Origin of the sequence: Dyella terrae, from assembly GCF_022394535.1 — a bacterium.
GTDB lineage: Bacteria > Pseudomonadota > Gammaproteobacteria > Xanthomonadales > Rhodanobacteraceae > Dyella.
The window spans coordinates 3,510,718-3,528,055 of record NZ_CP089414.1 but is presented as its reverse complement, the minus strand read 5'-3'; the positions used below and the strand labels follow the sequence as shown (position 1 = coordinate 3,528,055).

8 protein-coding genes and 1 pseudogene are annotated in these 17,338 nt (G+C 61.8%); 3 read left to right on the top strand and 6 right to left on the bottom strand.

Annotation, left to right across the window (positions count from 1 at the left end; translation table 11 throughout):
- Positions 1–383: 383 nt before the first annotated feature.
- Together DYST_RS15400 and DYST_RS15395 are read right to left on the bottom strand one after the other, a co-directional pair.
- Complete coding sequence (locus DYST_RS15400; RefSeq protein WP_239946512.1) at positions 384–1,121, bottom strand: fimbrial biogenesis chaperone; 738 nt, start codon at positions 1,119–1,121, stop codon at positions 384–386.
- 104 nt (positions 1,122–1,225) lie between these two features.
- Complete coding sequence (locus DYST_RS15395; protein WP_239946511.1) at positions 1,226–1,789, bottom strand: fimbrial protein; 564 nt, start codon at positions 1,787–1,789, stop codon at positions 1,226–1,228.
- An 891-nt stretch (positions 1,790–2,680) separates the two neighbouring features.
- On the opposite strand from DYST_RS15395, the gene DYST_RS15390 reads away from it, so the two are divergent.
- On the top strand, positions 2,681–3,328 hold the full coding sequence (locus tag DYST_RS15390) for a response regulator transcription factor (RefSeq protein WP_239946510.1): 648 nt from the start codon (positions 2,681–2,683) through the stop codon (positions 3,326–3,328).
- Between the two features lie 105 nt (positions 3,329–3,433).
- Here the strand turns inward: DYST_RS15390 and DYST_RS15385 are convergent, their stop codons facing one another.
- Both DYST_RS15385 and DYST_RS15380 read right to left on the bottom strand, forming a co-directional pair.
- Positions 3,434–5,221, bottom strand: a complete 1,788-nt coding sequence (locus DYST_RS15385) for a CocE/NonD family hydrolase (RefSeq protein WP_239946509.1) — start codon at positions 5,219–5,221, stop codon at positions 3,434–3,436.
- A 91-nt stretch (positions 5,222–5,312) separates the two neighbouring features.
- On the bottom strand, positions 5,313–6,467 hold the full coding sequence (locus tag DYST_RS15380; RefSeq protein WP_239946508.1) for a helix-turn-helix domain-containing protein: 1,155 nt from the start codon (positions 6,465–6,467) through the stop codon (positions 5,313–5,315).
- Between the two features lie 243 nt (positions 6,468–6,710).
- On the opposite strand from DYST_RS15380, the gene DYST_RS15375 reads away from it, so the two are divergent.
- On the top strand, positions 6,711–9,866 hold the full coding sequence (locus DYST_RS15375) for an efflux RND transporter permease subunit (RefSeq protein WP_102301619.1): 3,156 nt from the start codon (positions 6,711–6,713) through the stop codon (positions 9,864–9,866).
- Between the two features lie 830 nt (positions 9,867–10,696).
- Positions 10,697–13,853: pseudogene (locus DYST_RS15370) on the top strand (efflux RND transporter permease subunit).
- Positions 13,854–14,504: 651 nt separating this feature from the next.
- On the opposite strand, the gene DYST_RS15365 reads toward DYST_RS15370, so the two are convergent.
- Complete coding sequence (locus tag DYST_RS15365) at positions 14,505–14,975, bottom strand: DUF3617 domain-containing protein (protein WP_239946506.1); 471 nt, start codon at positions 14,973–14,975, stop codon at positions 14,505–14,507.
- A 76-nt stretch (positions 14,976–15,051) separates the two neighbouring features.
- Positions 15,052–17,067: an alkaline phosphatase family protein gene (locus DYST_RS15360; protein WP_239946505.1), complete on the bottom strand. Its 2,016-nt coding sequence runs from the start codon at positions 17,065–17,067 to the stop codon at positions 15,052–15,054.
- Positions 17,068–17,338: the final 271 nt, after the last annotated feature.

The window sequence follows — 17,338 nt, the reverse complement described above, 5'->3', positions numbered from 1 at the left end:
CGAAGCGCGCCCGTCGCTTGGCGGCATCAGCAAAAAGTCTTCGTTAGATGGAAGCGTTCGCCAGGAACGCGTCCGACATCAGGCGTGAATCAACTTTCCATGCATGGCGTTCGTTATCCGAAGGCCTTGATTTGAGGGAGTTGAACCTTGCGCAACTCCCTTCTACGGCGCTGAAAATGATCCGCTTCCAGCGCCGCTGAATACATGGGAGTAGTCTCAAAACTTTCGCGGCGGCCGCACACCTCGGCGCCTCTCGAAAGTGGTGCAACTACCGGTCCGCAGCTCTCCAACTCATTCGACAACGGGTGCCGAATGATGCGGACGGAGCCTTGTTGACCTTCTTCCCTCACCGAGCGGAAATTTCTTCCGCTCGCGCGCTGGAATCAGCGCGTGAAGTTCATCTCGTGAGGGTTGAAACCGCCGTAGTCATTGATCACGGTGACTACGAGCTTACCTTCAGCATCGGGGGCGCCCCCGATGGGAAACTTGTCTTTGCCCATGGCCGGACACATACCGCCCTTGCTGACTGCTTCCTGCTGCGCCACGCCCTTGAAGGACACGTCGCTGAAGGAGACGTTGAACGGCGTATTGTTGGTGCACTCGACGGCATAGCCTTTGCCTTCGGACACGAGACGCCAGGAGACCTGATCCACTGCGGCATCTGGCGTGCCCTGCAAGCCCTTGGGCCTGTAGAACAGCTTCAGGCGCGAACGCACGGCGAGCTGCATGTAGTTTTCCGCCGCGTCTGTGCCAGCTTTCGGCTTGGGCGGAATCTCAAGAATATTGAGCCAGAAAACTGTCTCGCGATCCTGCGGCAGATTATTGGCACCGGTGAACATGATGCGAAGGGTTTGCCCCTTACCTGGATCGACGCGCGACATGGGCGGCGTGATCAGGAACGGGGATTTACTGGTTTCTGCGCGCTCGCTGGCATCACCGCTATCGACCCAGGCCTGGACAAGACGCGCTTCCTTGCCATCGTTGACCATGCTCAGAGACACTTCCCGCTGGGCCGCGGGGTACACCACACGTGTGCCATTGATGGTAATGCCGGCGTAGGCGGAGCTGACGCTCGCGGCCATAACGGCCATGGCGCACAGAACGCGACTGAAGACTTTCATGACGCTCTCCTCTGGACTGGCGAGGAAACAAGATACTCCCGAGCACTCGGGCGGAATGGCAGAGCCGGCAAACCGGCCCTGCCCCTGAAGGCTCTAAAGAGCGATCAGTTGTACTGCATCGAGAAGACGAGGTGCGTCTTCACGAGGCCAGCGTTGACCGAAGAAGCGGCGCCGCCATTGAGGTACTGAGCGACGTAATTCAGCGTGGCCGTATTGGCGGCGATGGTGGCGGTCGGCTGATTGGTGCCGGCCAGCAGATCGATCGGAGCGAACGAGGTACCGTTCAGCAGGCGCACCTGGGCGGTGGAACCGGTCGACAGGTCGTTCTTCATCGACTTGGTGCTGCCATCGATGAGGGACGAGCCCGAGATATCAACCCACATCGAGGCGGTCTTGCCGTTGGTGCAGCCCGTGCCGCCGCCGAGGACCAGCGAGAACGAGGTGTCACCAGCCGTGGCGCCAGCCGCAGACAATGAGGTCACGCCGACTTTCGGCAGGTTCACGGTGATGTTGTTGCCAGTGCCGGTGGCATTGCCGCCGCCAGTCACGGTGCAGGTCACGTCGGTGACTTCACCGTTGAACGTGATCGTGCCGTCAGAAGCGGAGGCCTGCATGGCGACGAGGCCGAACGCGGCAGCCAGAGCGGCAGAGAAAAGAGTCTTCTTCATGGGTGGTTCCTTAGTTTTAAAGTCGTCTTTCCAGGGATCGGCTGGAACGTTGGATAGTGGCCTCGTGATCCGAGTCCCTTGCGGGGTGAGGCGCCATGTCGACGCGAGGAGAACTCATTTGGCCGACTGTGCACATGATCCCGATTACCCATACCCCGGGATATCGGATGACTCTCAAAATGGTTTGGAAAACGTTCGCCCCTGCACTCGTGAACTGACGAAAGATCGCTCAAATGCCGCTATAAAGCGAGTTTGAAACATTCATATGTAAGATGCAGGTAAAGTTCCTAACTACGCGACATCCGGAATATCCGTACACTCGCCATCAGCTTCTGCGCAAAAGCGCGACAGCCCCATGGCTGTGTTCTGCGATGACCTTTGAGCCGCAAGAACGGCTGTATATCGAGTGATAAGGCGGTTGGGTTCTGTGCCGGACGTATCACTCGATCATGGGATACGCGGTAGCCATCGACGACGGACAGGTTCGATAAAAAGCCACTACACGCGGCCCTGGATTTTTACGTGTTCGCGAATTTCAACGCCGGCTTACGTTGTGCGATCTCAAGTCGATGGCCGTGTTTCGGGAGGATCGCTGGCCTTTCGGGCGGCCATTGATGGCAGGTGGATACTCCTGCACTCGGGGATCGCGCAGAACACTGTGGCGCAATGACGCTTCCACGCGTAGGCGCACTCCGAGATTCCGCTTCGCTTGCCGCACATCACGCTCGGAGCTTGACGAGGGGAAACGCAAGGAAGTGCTTCGACTGCCGGATTTCCTGGCCCACCACGTGCGCCATGCAGGCATCGCATATCGAACGATCGGACGGCGGCCATGACCGTGTGTCTATCAAGATGAACTGTCAGCCCATGTAGCTCATGGAGATAGCGCCTATGAAGATACGCACGATCATTGCCGACGATCATTCCATCGTCCGCAACTGCATACGTACAGAGATCGAGACGATTGAATGGATTCAAGTAACGTCCGAGGTGTCGTCACCGCATGAGCTAGTCGCCGAGTTGTGGTGGGCTCCGTGCGACTTGTTGATTATGGATTTCAATATGTCGCAAGGGCCAACGGAAGATGGCTTGGCCATGCTCGACTGCATCCTTGAGCGTTATCTCGATCTGCCGATCATCGTGTTGACCATGGTCACCCAAGCGGACATGCTGCGAGCGATTTACAAGAGAGCGGTGTCGGGTCTGGTGAGCAAGAACGACTCGCTGGGTGCCATCTCGGCCGCTGTGCGAGCTGTCTCCGTGGGTCGCCGATATATCAGCGCGACCGTTCAATCCAAACTTCGCTCGCATTTGTTAGGAGCGAATGGCCATATACCGCCGCCTTCATCACTCAGTGAACCCGAACTTCGTGTACTGCGGCTGTTTGTGTCCGGACGCTCATTCGGCGAGATCGCAGCACTGCTGGGAAGCAGCATGGGGAAAGTGGCTCAACTGAAAATTGAGGCGATGAGGAAGCTGGACATTCGTAGCGACTTGGATCTGTATGGTTATGCCATGCGACAGGGCTTCTCGGTTTGAACAAGTGCTCGAAGTGATCGTTTCACTCATTGTCCAACGATCTATGGATCTAACAGGAAAGCATTGAGAAGCGACCGAACGGCCGCTTCTCAGTATGGATGGCCCCTATGGCTTTTTCGTCAATGGCATCACGAGCACGCTCGGATGCTGCGCGTCGTGATAGAGCGTGACGGTAACGGTGCGCGCGTCCTTGCCTGATTCGTTCGCTACTACGCCGCCGCTGTTGTAGTTCTTCTCGAAGAACCGGGTGTTGAGTGGCCCAATGGCCAGACGCAGCCGGCTGCCCTTGGCGATGCGTCGCGCGATGAAGGCGAAGTGATCGACGTCATAGCGTTCGACCGCGCCGGGCTTGACCAATTCTGGCGTGCGCTGGCTCTTTCGATAACGCGCACGGAGGAACTGCGAACCCAGCTGTACGCTGCTTCCGTCTGGACGGATCTCGTAAAGGAAGGCGGCGAGATCGGTATCTGGCTGATCTATGGATAGCCACAGCGATAGCTTGGGAAAGCCAGCGAACTCGGTGTCCTGGGTGAATGGGGCCGTGTGATAGACAAGGATCTTGCCGTTGGCGCCCAGCAATCCGCTCTGGTCGGTGAGAGATGCTCCGGCGTCTTCTGCACCATCCCAGGCGTTGAAGGTGGTGTCGCGTGGATCGTAGATGTAGCCGTCGGGCTTGCTTGCATCGCGCGGCGCCGTGGAGGTAAGCGCGCCTGACTCGTAGATGCCACGGTTATGGCCGTTGTCGGAGGTCAGGTACATCGACGCGCTGCCTGTGGTAATCGCATCCAATGATGGCGCATAGCGCCATTCGCCTTCATCACCCAACAGCATGTAGTAGGTCACCCTGTCCTTGAGGAACGCGGGCTTGCTGCCGCCTTTGAGCGTCCAGTCGTACCAGTCTTTGTCCAATGCATTGACGTCCACCATGCTGGCTGCACCGAACTTTATGCCAGCGTAGGTTTCGGTAGGTGTGCGTGTGCCGGCGTGATCCCATGGGCCAATGAGCAGGTAGTGCCTGGCGGCCGCCTGGGCTGACGCGGCGCGTAGGTGATCGCGGTAGTAAGACAACGCGCCGTACTGGTCGTCGTCGTATTGGCCGGTGATGGTAAGGATCGGGAGGTCGATCTTGGCGAACTGCGCCGGTGTCGCGCTGTAGCTATCCCAGTAGGCGTCGGGCTCGGGATGATCCAGCCAGGTCTGGAACACGGGTGACGGGTTGCCCACCACGGTATCGAGTTCGCGGAAAGGCCGCTGCGCCTTATACAGCTTGCCGAACTGCATGGCCCAGAAGGACCAATCTCCAAACGTCACTTCCTGCCCGGTATGCCCACTGGTCAGCGTGAGCCACTGCATGTCATAGGCGTAGTAGATGTTGTTTACGAAGGGAAAGTCGACGCCTGGGCGCACTGCGGCGACGGGTATGATGGTCGCGAGGTGCGGCGGGAACTCCTTGGCCGTTGCCCATTGGTCGTAACCGGCGTACGAGCCGCCCCACATGGTGACCTTGCCGTTGCAATAGGGCTGCTTGGCCAGCCACTCGACAACGTCGTAGCCGTCCTTGGCTTCCTGCAGCAGCGGCGTGAACTCTCCTTCCGAGTTACCCCGGCCCCGCACGTCCACAGTGAGGAACACGTAGTCGTGAGTAGCGAAGTACACCCCACGAGGGTGGTAGCTCTGCGCGATATAGGGGGTCAGCGTGAATATGCAGGGGAGAGGGGCGCGCTGTCCCTCCGGGCGATAGAGCGTTGCGTTCAGCTTGACGCCGTCGCGCAGGGGGATCTTCACACTCCACTGAAAGTCGAGCGGCGCCGTGCCTCCGCCCGCGGGGCCATCGGCGATGACAGGGGTGGCAAGCAGCAGGGCGGATACGAAGGCGGCAACGCGCAATGACATGTCGGCGGTCCTTGTCGGGAGGGCGGGTCGAATCCACCCCAGACTGGCCCGGCCGGGCCGCCCGATCGTCCGAACGGGTCGGATCGGACGTTCAGATCGCCGGTTCGTCGCGGGTCTCGTGCCGGACGCGTCGATACTCGCGCGGGGTACTCCCGGTAAGCCGCTTGAACACGGCGTTGAAGGTCGACTTGCTGCCGAAGCCGCAGGCCAGCGCGATCTCCAGGATGCTGCGCCCATCGCCGGGATCGGCAAGATGCCGTTCGGCGGCGGCCACGCGGTAGCCGTTCACGAACTCGAAGAAGTTCTGCCCACGCCCCTGGTTCAGCGCCTGCGAGACGTAGTTCGGCGGCCAGCCGCCGCGCTGGCTCAGCAACTGCAGGTCGAGGTGGCTGTCCACATACAGTTGTTCGCGCTCCATCAGTCGGGCCAGTTCCGCCGCGATCTCCGCACATTGCGCGGCGGTGAGCGCTGATCTCGCGTAGGGCACGCCCGAGTCAACGGGCACGGGGGCTATCTCGTCCTTTGGGGGCTCATCCTGCACGAGCACCGGCTGGCGCAGGCCAAACCAGGCGAGCATGAACAAGGTGGCGAAGGTCATGCCATCCAGCATCAGGGCAGGCCAACCTTGTGGCGCCCGCCCAGCCGCCGTGGCGAAGCGATCCACCGTCATCCAGATCCAGCTCACGGCAATCAGGGTGGTCAGTCCCCGCAACCAGGTCAGGCGCAGCGCGGATTCGTCGGCGACGCTGCGCTCGAGCACATGCCGCGAGCGATAGATGTGCCGCACGGCAAGCGCGAGATAGGCCAGCCCCGACAGCACCCAGGCGTGATAGGTCACAAGGAACGCCCATCCACCCATGCGTGTGGTGTCGAGGCCAGCAATGGCATTGGTCAGCGAGAACAGCATGGCCACGGCGAACGGCAGCAGATGCCAGAGCTCACGACGGTCGAATCCGCGCGAAGGAGACGTCAATGCGACGACGTAGCCGTAGAGCAACGGGCCATACAAATAGGCCACGGGCACATTCACGGTGTGCAGCCACCGGATATTGCCGACGGTCAGCGCGCGCGCCCAACCCAACCAGGCCAGGTCGACCGCGCTATCCAGGACCACGCAGATGAAATAGCCCAGAAGAAACAGCGATGCGCGCGTACGCGGCATGGCGGCGACCAGCACGATGGCCAGCGCACCCACTCCCAGCATGGCGGCCATGGTGGCCAGATCGACCAGCGTTTCCGTCGTCACGGGCATCTGCATCGGGTGAGGTGCCGGGCAGTGTGTACGATGCGCGAAAACCTTGCCACGATTCCGTGGTGACGGTGCCTTAAGGGTGGCGAAAGACTTCACCTGCATGGCCTTCGGCACACCACTAACGGCACATTCGCCATTGCGCCATTGCGTGCATAAAGACGTACGGGAAGATCGCCACAGGAAGGATCCCGTGTCCTAAGGCGCGGACGGGGCGCGCCGCCGCCAACGAACCGAATCGTGAACTTCTTCGCACCCTTGATACGTCGCCCCATCGGCACTTCGGTGCTGGCGTTTGGACTCGCGCTTGCGGGGTTCTGGGCGTACCTGCTGCTGGGTGTGGCGGCGCTGCCGTCGCTCGAATTTCCAGGCATGGTGGTTTACACCGAGTTGCCGGGTGCGAATGCACAGACCATGGCGGCGACCGTTGCTGCACCGCTGGAGCGCCACCTGGGTCGTATACCGGGCATCAAGGAGATGCATTCGGAGAGCAACGACGGTTCGACGTCGATACGGATCATCTTCAACTTTGGCAACAACACGGATAAGCGCGCGCGTGATGTGGAGGCGGCCATCAACGCGAGCATGGCGGATCTTCCGTCAGACATCCCGATACCGCCGCGCTATTACAAGTTCAACACCGCCAATATTCCGGTGCTGTTGTTGTCGCTTACGTCCAGCTCGCTGCCGCCGGACAAGCTTTACGATTTGGCCGACACGCTGATCAATCCGGCGCTTTCGCAAATTCCCGGCGTGGCGCAGGTGCGTGTGATCGGCGGCCGACCCAAGGCCGTGCGCGTGGAGCTCAACACGGAGGCGCTAGCGGCCAAGGGCCTGACAGCCAACGATGTGGCCAACGTGCTGCGCGCCGCGAACGTAACCTCGCCAGAGGGTGCGTTGAGTGACGGGCGCACGCAAATGACGGTAGCCACCACGGCATCACTCAGTACGCCGCAGGAGTTTGGCAACCTGCTTATCGCGGTGCAGAAGGGTGCGCCGGTACGCTTGTCGGATCTGGCCAAGGTGACGACGGGCCAGCAGGACGAGTATCAGGCGGCCTGGTTCAACGACCATCGCGCGGTGGCCATCCGCATCAGCAAACGGCCGGAGGCCAACGCGGTCGCCACCGCTGACGCTGTACGCGCCAAGCTGCCGCAAATGCGCGCGTGGCTGCCGGCGGACCTGCAGATCACGCCGATCTTCGACCTGACGCAGACCACCAAATCCGCGCTGCACGAGGTGGAGGTGGCGCTGCTGCTCAGCGTGCTGTTGGTGGCGCTGGTGATGCTGGTGTTTCTGCGCCGCGTGGGGCCGACGTTGATCGCCATGCTGAGCGTGCCGCTGTCACTGGCCGGCGCGTTCACGGTGATGTGGACGTTGGGCTTTACGCTCAACACGCTGTCGCTGGTGGCGCTGGTGCTGTGCATCGGCTTTGTGGTGGACGATGCGATTGTGGTGATCGAGAACATCGTGCGCCATATGGAGCAGGGCTCGCCACCGCTGCAGGCATCGCTGGATGGCGTAAAGGAAATCGGTTTTACGGTGGTGTCGATCACGTTGTCGCTGATTGCCGTGTTTGCGCCACTGTTGTTCGGCAACAATCAGTTCACGCTGTTGCTGCGCGAGTTTTCAGTGACGCTTACGGCGGCGGTGGTGATCTCGGCGATTATTTCGCTCACGCTGACGCCAGCGCTGTGCGGGCGCTACCTTACGCTGGAGAACGCGGGCGGCCGTGAGCCCAATCGCATGGAGAAGGCGCTGGAGCGCTTCGACCGTGCGTTACACCACGTCTATGAGAGAGCGCTCGATTGGGCGATGCGGCATCGCCGGTTGATGCGCTGGCAGCCGCTGATTCTGCTGACGCTGACGGTGGGCATGGCGATGGCGGTGGTGAAGCTCTATGGCTTTGAGTTCATGCCGAAGGAGGACATCGGCATGATTCAGGGCGACGTGACGGCGGACAATAATATTTCGCCCACCCTGATGGCGGAGCGCGCGAAGAAGGCGGCGGCGATCATGGTGAACGACCCCGCCGTGCTCGATGTCACCACGTTCCTGGGCAGCGACAATGCCGGCGGCGCGGTGGGCAACCAGGCCACGATGTTTGTGGACCTTAAGCCGCGTGGTCATGGACCGGGCATGCGGGCGGAGTCGATCAAGGACACCATTACGCGGCTCAACAAGGCGTACGAGAAGGTCCCGGAACTGCACGTTGCGCTCAATTCCATCGGCTTTTTCAACGACAACGACAATACCAACCGCGGTAGCCAGAGTTTCCAGTTGATCAGCGCCGACAATGCCGACCTGCAACCGTGGGTCTACAAGGTGACGCAGCAGATGCGCCTGCATAAGGAGCTGCGCGACGTCACCAGCGACTACGACAACGTCGACAAGCAGCAGATGCTGACGGTTGACCGCCTCGCCGCGGGGCGCCTGCATCTGAGCATGGGTGATATCGATTCGGCGCTATACAACGCGTTTGGTCAACGCCAGGTGTCGATCATCTATTCGAACATCAACCAGTATTGGGTAGTGCTGACGTCGGCATCGGAGCGATCGCTGAGCCCGAACACGCTGCTCAATACTTATGTGCGCAGCGATACGGGCAGCATGGTGCCGTTGTCGGCGGTGTCGCGCATCGAGCCTAGTGTGCAGCCCTCGCTGGTGATCCATACCAACCAGTTGGAAGCCACGCAGATCTACTACAACACCGAACAGGACCTTCCGCAGGACAAGGCGACGGCGCTGATCGAACAGATCGTGGCTGATGTGCGGCCACCACCGGGCATACAGCTAGGCTATTCGGGCGATGCGCAGAATTTGCAGGAAACGAAATCCAACGCCAACGTGCTGCTGCTTGGCTCGATCCTTGCGATGTACATCGTGCTCGGCATTCTCTACGAAAGCCTGGGCCACCCGCTGACCATTCTTTCCACGCTGCCGGCAGCCGGTGCGGGTGCGTTTCTGGCGATGCTGGTGACGGGTACGCCGATGTCGCTGATGGCGATCATCGCCATTCTGATGTTGATCGGCATTGTGAAGAAGAACGCGATTCTGATGGTGGATTTCGCACTGGTGGCGCAACGTGAGCATGGGCGTTCGCCGCCGGATGCGATTCGCGAGGCAGCGCTGGTGCGCTTTCGCCCGATCACGATGACTACGCTGGTGGCCATGGGTGCCGCGTTGCCGTTGGCTGTTGGCTTTGGCATCGGCTCGGAGTTGCGGCAGCCGTTGGGTATTGCGATTGTCGGTGGGCTGCTGGTGTCGCAGTTGTTGACGTTGCTGAGTACGCCGGCGATTTATCTGTGGAATTACGATCGAAAGGTGCATAAGGCGGCCCGGCAGGCGAGGCGGGCGGCTAAGCGGGGGTTGAAGGTGCAACCGGTGGCGGGGTGAGGGGGTGGGTGCTCGCCTTATCGTTTCGGTGAAACGGTCATTCCGGCGCAGCGCCGTGACGCTTCACTACAGCGAAGCTAGTTATTCAGTGTCGTCAGCCTCGCCACGTTACGGCATCGTCCGTCTGCCTCGACTTTGTGCGCTAAGGCAGGAGCAACGCGACGTGCTGCGATGTGCAGCGCAGCTGCACGAGCCGTCCGCTTTCGCCTTTGACCTTCGGGCCCCCTGTGCGGCGGTGAGGGGTGGCCGGCGCAGCCGGCCAGCGCCAAGTGGGGGTGCCCTTCTCTTCGGTTACTTTCTCTTGGGCAAGCAAGAGAAAGTGACTCGGCCTCCGGCAGGAGGTCAAAAGCCCGCCGCAGGCGAGTCAGGTCGCGATCGCTCGACAACCAAACACCGAAGCTCTGGACCCCGGCCCTTGCCCCCTTCTGTGGGGTACGCCTGGGTGACTGCCAAGATGAAACGGAGACGCGAGCACCCGCCCCTCACCCCAGCCCTCTCCCCGGAGGGGAGAGGGAGAAAGAAAGAGCCGCGCCCGGCGTACATCACCCCCTACCAACCACCAAAAGAAAAGCCGCCTCTGTCGAAGCGACTTCGCAAGGCTGCCCCTCACCCCAACCCTCCTCCAAAAGGGGAAAGGGAGCAAAAAAAGCCCCAGTCCGTGCCCCCTGCCTTTCGGCACGGACCGACTTCAGGCACATTCGCGTATCCGTCCTCACAGGCATAAAGAGCGGCATACCTGGGCCTTGCGCCTTGCTTGCGTGAACGTGTGCCCGCGCTGATGGTCTGCCTGGGTGACGGGCGTGCGCCGCCCTAACCAGTATGGAAACTGAGTGAACATCTTCGCCCCCCCTGATCCGTCGCCCCGTGGGCACCTCGCTGCTGGCCTTGGGCCTGCTGCTGGCGGGCGTCTTCGCGTATCGCCTGCTGGGCGTGGCGGCGCTGCCGTCGCTGGAGTTCCCCGGCGTGTACATCGTGGCGCAGCTGCCGGGTGCGAGCGCGCAGACTATGGCCTCCACGGTGCTGGCACCGCTGGAGCGGCACATCGGCCGCATTCCCGGCATCGATGATATGTACGGCAATGCGGCGGAAGGTACGGCGTCGATCCAGGTGCGCTTTACGTTCGACCGCACGGCGGATCAGGCGGCGCGCGATGTGCAGGCGGCCATCAATGCGGCGCAGTCGGACCTGCCGGTGCTGCCCTCGCCACCGCAGTACTTCAAGTTCGATACCTCGCAGATTCCTGTCCTGCTGGTGTCGCTCACCTCGACGGGCCTGCCGCAGGACAAGCTGTACGACCTGACGGATACGCTGTTGAAGCCGGCGGTGACGCAGATTCCCGGCGTGGCGCAGGTGCAGGTGTTCGGTGGCACGCCGCACGCGGTGCGCGTGGAGCTGGACATCAATGCGCTTGCGGCCAAGGGACTCACCGCCAATGACGTCAGCAACTCGCTGATCGCCGCCAATGTGACATCGCCGCAGGGCATCCTGAGCGACGGCCGCACTCAGATGACGGTGACGGCGAACGACGGCCTGCGCGAGGCAGCCGATTTCGCCAAGGTGATTATTGCCACTCGCAACGGCGCGCCCGTACGCCTGTCGGACGTGGCGAAGGTCTACAGCGGTCAGCAGGATATCTACCAGGGCGCGTGGTTCAACGGCCAGTCCACGGTAGCCATGCAGATCAGCAAGCGCCCCGAGGCGAATGCGGTGGAGACGGTGGACGAGATCCGCCGCCGCCTGCCGGAGTTCCGCCAGTGGATGCCAGCGGACGTGCAGATCACGCCGATCTTCGATCTCACCACCACCACCAAGTCGGCGCTGCACGAAGTGCAGGTAGCGCTGCTGATCAGTATCGCGATGGTGGTGCTGGTGATGCTGGTGTTCCTGCGTCGCCTGCGTCCCACGCTGATCGCTTCGCTGAGCGTGCCGCTGTCGCTGGCCGGCGCCTTTGTGGTGATGCTGGCCTTGGGGTACACGCTCAACACACTGTCGCTGGTGGCGCTGGTGCTGTGCATCGGCTTTGTGGTGGACGATGCGATTGTGGTGATCGAGAACATCGTGCGCCATATGGAGCACGGCGCGGCCCCACTGGAGGCTGCGCTGATTGGCGTGCGTGAGATCGGTTTCACGGTGGTGTCGATCACGCTATCGCTGGTGGCGGTGTTTGCGCCGCTGCTGTTTGGCAACAACATGCTGATCATGCTGCTGCGCGAGTTCTCGGTGACGCTAGCGGTGGCAGTGGTGATCTCGGCCATTGTCTCGCTGACGCTTACACCTGCGCTGTGCGGCAAGCTCCTCAAACACGAGGAACCAGGCGAGCGTAAGCCCGGGCGCATCGAGCTGGCGCTGGAGCGTTTCGATAAGGGCATCCAGCGCAGGTACGAGCGAGCGCTGGAATGGGCTATGCGCCATCGTCGCGTGATGCGTTGGCAGCCGATCATCCTGTTGATCACCACGTTTGCCTTAGGCGCTGCGGTGGTCGCCACGGCCGGCGGCAACTTCATGCCCGAAGAAGACATCGGCATGATCCAGGGCGACATCCGCGCCGACGCCAATATTTCGCCAACGCTGATGGCTACGCAGGCGCAGAAGGCGGCCGACATGATGAAGGCCGACCCCGCGGTGCTCGACGTGCTCACCACACTGGGTGGCAACGATGGCACCGGCGCGGTGGGCAATGCCGGCAGCATGTTCGTCGACCTGAAGCCCAAAGGTAGCGGCCCGAGCGACCGCCACGAAAGCGCGAAGGCAGTGATGGAACGGCTCGCCAAGCAGTACGACCAGATGGCGGGCATCCGAGTATCGCTGAGCCCGGTGCAATTCCTCGGCGGCGGCGGCAGCGGCGACAAGGGCGGCGCCTACGAATTCCAGCTCGTCGGCAGCAACGGCGAGGATCTGCAGCCGTGGACGCTGAAGGTTGTGCAGCAGATGCGCAAGATGAAGGAGTTCCGCGACGTCGGCAGCAACTTCGATCTGGTCGGCAAGCAGCAGAAGCTGAAGGTGGACCGCAATGCCGCGAGCCGGCTGGGCGTGACCATGGGCGACGTGGATACCGCGCTGCTCAACTCGTTTGGCCAGCGGCAGGTGTCGGTGATTTATTCGGACATCAACCAGTATTGGGTGGTGCTGACCTCCAGTTCGGCGACGTCACTGAGCCCAGAAGGCTTGCTCAACGTGCGCGTACGCAATGCTTCGGCGCAGATGATTCCACTCTCGGCCATTGCGCATATCGAGCCCAACATGAGCCCGATGCGTGTACGTCATCACAACCAGTTGGAAGCCTCGACGATTACTTACAACCTCGCCAAGGATGTGTCGCAGGATGTAGGCACCAAACTGGTGGACAACGCCGCCATTCTCGCTGGCCTGCCTGCAGGCGTGCGCGTGGAATGGACCGGCCAAAACCAGCGCCTGCAGCAAGCCAAGAGCAACGGCATGGTGCTGCTGATCGGCGCGATTGTGGCGATGTATATCGTGCTGGGCATCCTCTATGAAAGCCTGGGCCATCCGTTGACCATTCTTTCCACGCTGCCGGCCGCGGGCATGGGCGCGTTCCTCGCCATGCTGGTGACGCAGACGCAGCTGACGTTGATGGCGATCATCGCGATATTGATGTTGATCGGCATTGTGAAGAAGAACGCGATTCTGATGGTGGACTTTGCGCTGGTCGCGGAACGCGAACGCGGCCTGTCGCCACCCGACGCAATCAAGGAAGCCGCGCTGGTGCGCTTCCGCCCGATCACCATGACGACATTGGTGGCGATGGGTGCTGCGCTACCGCTGGCGATTGGTTTCGGCGTGGGTTCGGAGATGCGGCAGCCGTTGGGCGTGGCGATTGTGGGTGGCCTGCTGGTGTCGCAGTTGCTGACGTTGTTGAGTACGCCGGCGATTTATTTGTGGAATTACGATCGCAAGATTCGTAAGGAGGCGCGGCGTGCCAAGCGGGCGGCGAAGCGGGCGTTGAAGGCACAAACGGCGGCGGGGTAAGGTGGTGGCGCTGTGCTCTTTGCTCCCTCTCCCTTTAGGGGAGAGGGTTGGGGTGAGGGGTCAATCTAGCCTCGACGTTTGATCTTTGCCGTCATCCCTGCGAAGGCGGGGATCCAGTAGCCGTGGGTATGATTGTCGCCTCGTGCGTTACCGCGACCTGCGAGTGCGATGTGCAGCTCCGCTGCACGAGCCGTCTGCTTTCGCCTTTGACCTTCGGGCCCCTGTGCGGCGGTGAGGGGTGGACGAGAAGGCCCGCAGGGGGGATCGGCATGGATGCCGATCCCTTTTCGCCAGGGCAGGAGGCCCTGTCGAAAAGCCCGGCGGCCCCTCACGTACTGGCCGGCACAGCCGGCCAGCGCCAAGTGGGGGTGCCCTTCTCTTTGGTTACTTTCTCTTGGGCATGCAAGAGAAAGTGACTCGGCCTCCGGTAGGAGGGCGAAAGCCCGCTGCCGACGAGCCAGATCGCGATTACGCGACAACCAAGCGATACAGAAACTGGACCCCGGCCCTTGCCCCCTTTTGTGGGGTACGCCGGGGTGACGGCTAAAGATGAAAGCGTGAGGCGAGGTTGACCCCTCACCCCAACCCTCTCCCCGAAAGGGAGAGGGAGCAAATGCGCGCAGCCCCGGAGAGAACGCGAGAACAAAAAGATCAGTCCCTCGGACTCGTACACGCCGCATAGCGGCGCCCCTCCACCTGCACCACATCCTGCCCCTTGATACTGACCCCCGCGGTGTAATGCTCCGCCGAATCAAACTTCACCCGCCCACGCGCCGCGTCCACCAACCCCTGACACTGCAGCGTCCAGCTCAGCGCCGTGCTGCTACGATGCTGATCGGCGCGTTCGCATTGCGCATAGCCCGGCACAGGTAGTTGGGCGAATTCGACCCACGGGTCCGGACTTTCGTCCACGCAATGCCAGGTGATCTGCGACGGGCCTTCCTTGCCGTGATCGAACACCCGCGTGACGATCTTCCACAGGCCGGGCATGGCCTGGAAATCGCCTGGATCGGCATGACCCGGCTCACCCACGAACGCGGCAGCCAGCAACACCAGCACGGCAAGCGCGCGGGTGACGGTGTGGCCTCGGCGGCCAGGAACGGCTTGGCGGATCGGTTTCATGGCCAGCAACGACTCCCACTACGCAAAAAGAACCCCGCCCGCTTAAGCGGGCGGGGTCCGGTTCCCTGCTATTGGATCAGTCTTGTGTTTCAGCTGCTGCGTAGCTATGACCGTGACGATCGCGGTCGAAGTCGAACATGTTCATCAGGTTGCCGATGGCCGGTGCATTGAGCGGCACATACGGGTTGTTGGGCAGCGCCACCGGGTTGGGCAGGTTGTCGCGGCTGCGACCCGAGATGGTTTCACGCAGGCCCCAGTTGGCTTCGACGAATTTGTCGAAGGACACATGGTCGTAGTACGTGTGCACTACGCGGCCGCCTTCGGAGAAGCGCGACACCACCAGCAGCGGGATGCGCGTGCCGTCGCCGAAGAAGTCCACCGGCTGTATGTAGCCCGAGTCGTAGTAGCCACCGCCTTCATCGAAGGTCACCATGATCACGGTGTCGTTCCACACCTTCGGGTTGGCCTTGGCCATGTCCACGATCTTCTTCACGTAGCCTTCGAACAGTTCCAGCTTGGACGATGCCGGGTGTCCGTCCAGGATGCCATCCGGCTTGGCGATGGAGACCGCCGGCAGGGTGTCGTTCTGGATGTCGTTGTACAGGTCGGTGATGTCCTGGTTGTTCGCGCGCAGCTTCGGATTGGTCATGACCTGCGTGGAGTACAGGAACGGATCGCAGATGTTGCAGAACGTGCCGGCTTCGCCGCTCTCCTTGCCGTCTGCATAGCCTTCGCCGTAGTACTTCCACGATACGTGGTGGCGGGACAGCAGCAGCGCGAGGTTGTCCTGGCGCGTCGGCGGGATGGTGAACTGGGTAGCGCCCAGCGGGGCCGGGGTGCCGTCGCCCAGGTAACCCGGGTTGTAGTTGTTCACCAGGTAGTAGGCGTTCTTCTTGCAGTCGGTGCCGTGGAAGGTGTGATACGGCAGGGACTTCAGGTAGTCCTTCACGGCGCCCACGCCGGGCTGCGTGTCATCGGCGCAGTTGACGTAGGAACCACCGCCGTAACCGTCCTGCACGTACCAGTTGTTGGTGCCGGACTGTGCGTCCGGATTTTCGATCTGGTTCGACGGCGGCGTCGCCGGCTCGCCATTTGCATCGGCGTAGTAGATGGGCTCACCGAAGCCCAGCATGATGTGGTTGGCACCCGTGCCGCCCATCACCGACTGGTGGAAGTTGTCGCTCAACGCATAGGTGCGGGCCAGCTCGGCCAAGTAAGGCACATCGCCCTTGGCGATGTTGAGGAACTGCATCGCCGTGGAGCCTTCGCCCGTGGATTCGTCATCGAAGCCGGCGGGTTGCGTCTTGCCGTTGGTGCCGGCGCCCACGGTGGTTTCCACCCACGGGAACAGATCCATGCGGCAGCCGCTGGGGTTCTTTTCGGTGGCGACGTTGGTGTCGCAGTCCAGCTGCTGCCACATCTGGAAGAAGCGATGCACGGGGCTGTTGGCGTAGTCGTCGTAGCTGATCGATGCATGCATATCGACCGGCGCATTGGCGAGCACCGACGGGAAGCGCGTGTCGATGGTGTCGTTCGGCAGGCCGGTGCCGCCAGCAGCCAACTCGCTGTAGTCACTGGTGGGCAGAGCGGGCTCGATGGCCTGCGCCTGCGCAGCCGACGCGAATGGCGCCTGCGTCGGTGCACCGCCGGTGTTCATCTGCGGCAGCGAGGTGAACGCGGTGGTGTGCGTGGGGGCTACGGAGTACTTACCCGTGTTGCTGGCCTGCCACTGCTTGGCAACAGCGACGTTCGGGCCCGGCGTGCCATCGGCGTTGACGATGCCTTCGGATAGCAGGTTGTGCACGCTCTGGCCCTTGGGCGGCGTGTACGTGGCGAACACATGGTCGAACGTGCGGTTTTCGCCGATCAGCAGGATCACATGCTTGATGGGCGTGCGGGTGCGATCGCTGCGATCGTCATGGTCACCACCCGGTGTGTGCAGCACGGTGACGCCGGTCGCGGGAGCCTGGGTGGCCGCGGCGGCATTCTGCTCGGTGGGATTGCTCTGCGCGCTCACCACGCCGGCCAAGCCGACAGCAAGCGTACCAATAGCGAGCGGCAGCAGCCGCTTGCGGACGTGCGTCATAGACATGACTTCGATCTCCTGCAGCGATCCCTGGAAGGGCTGCGTGAGTGGACCCCCTGATTAACCGGCACCTGTTCGCAACGTGAAGGGGTGCGGCCGGCGGGGAGTCTGGTCCGCACAGATGACGGACCCTTGGCGCTTTTGCGACAGGGATGACGTGCTACATGACAATGCGGAGACGCCGCAAATGCTTGCGAAATTTAGACGAGGGCAAAGCGTATCGCTGTGCGACCTGCGCGATCGAACGACCGCAGGCGAGCGCGATAACGGCAAGAAA

Excerpts from the sequence above, each read along its gene's own strand:
- DYST_RS15360 (WP_239946505.1), bottom strand. The coding sequence starts at position 17,067 with ATGTCTATGACGCACGTCCGCAAGCGGCTGCTGCCGCTCGCTATTGGT.
- DYST_RS15395 (WP_239946511.1), bottom strand. The coding sequence starts at position 1,789 with ATGAAGAAGACTCTTTTCTCTGCCGCTCTGGCTGCCGCGTTCGGCCTC.
- DYST_RS15390 (WP_239946510.1), top strand. The coding sequence starts at position 2,681 with ATGAAGATACGCACGATCATTGCCGACGATCATTCCATCGTCCGCAAC.
- DYST_RS15385 (WP_239946509.1), bottom strand. The coding sequence starts at position 5,221 with ATGTCATTGCGCGTTGCCGCCTTCGTATCCGCCCTGCTGCTTGCCACC.
- DYST_RS15365 (WP_239946506.1), bottom strand. The coding sequence starts at position 14,975 with ATGAAACCGATCCGCCAAGCCGTTCCTGGCCGCCGAGGCCACACCGTC.
- DYST_RS15400 (WP_239946512.1), bottom strand. The coding sequence starts at position 1,121 with ATGAAAGTCTTCAGTCGCGTTCTGTGCGCCATGGCCGTTATGGCCGCG.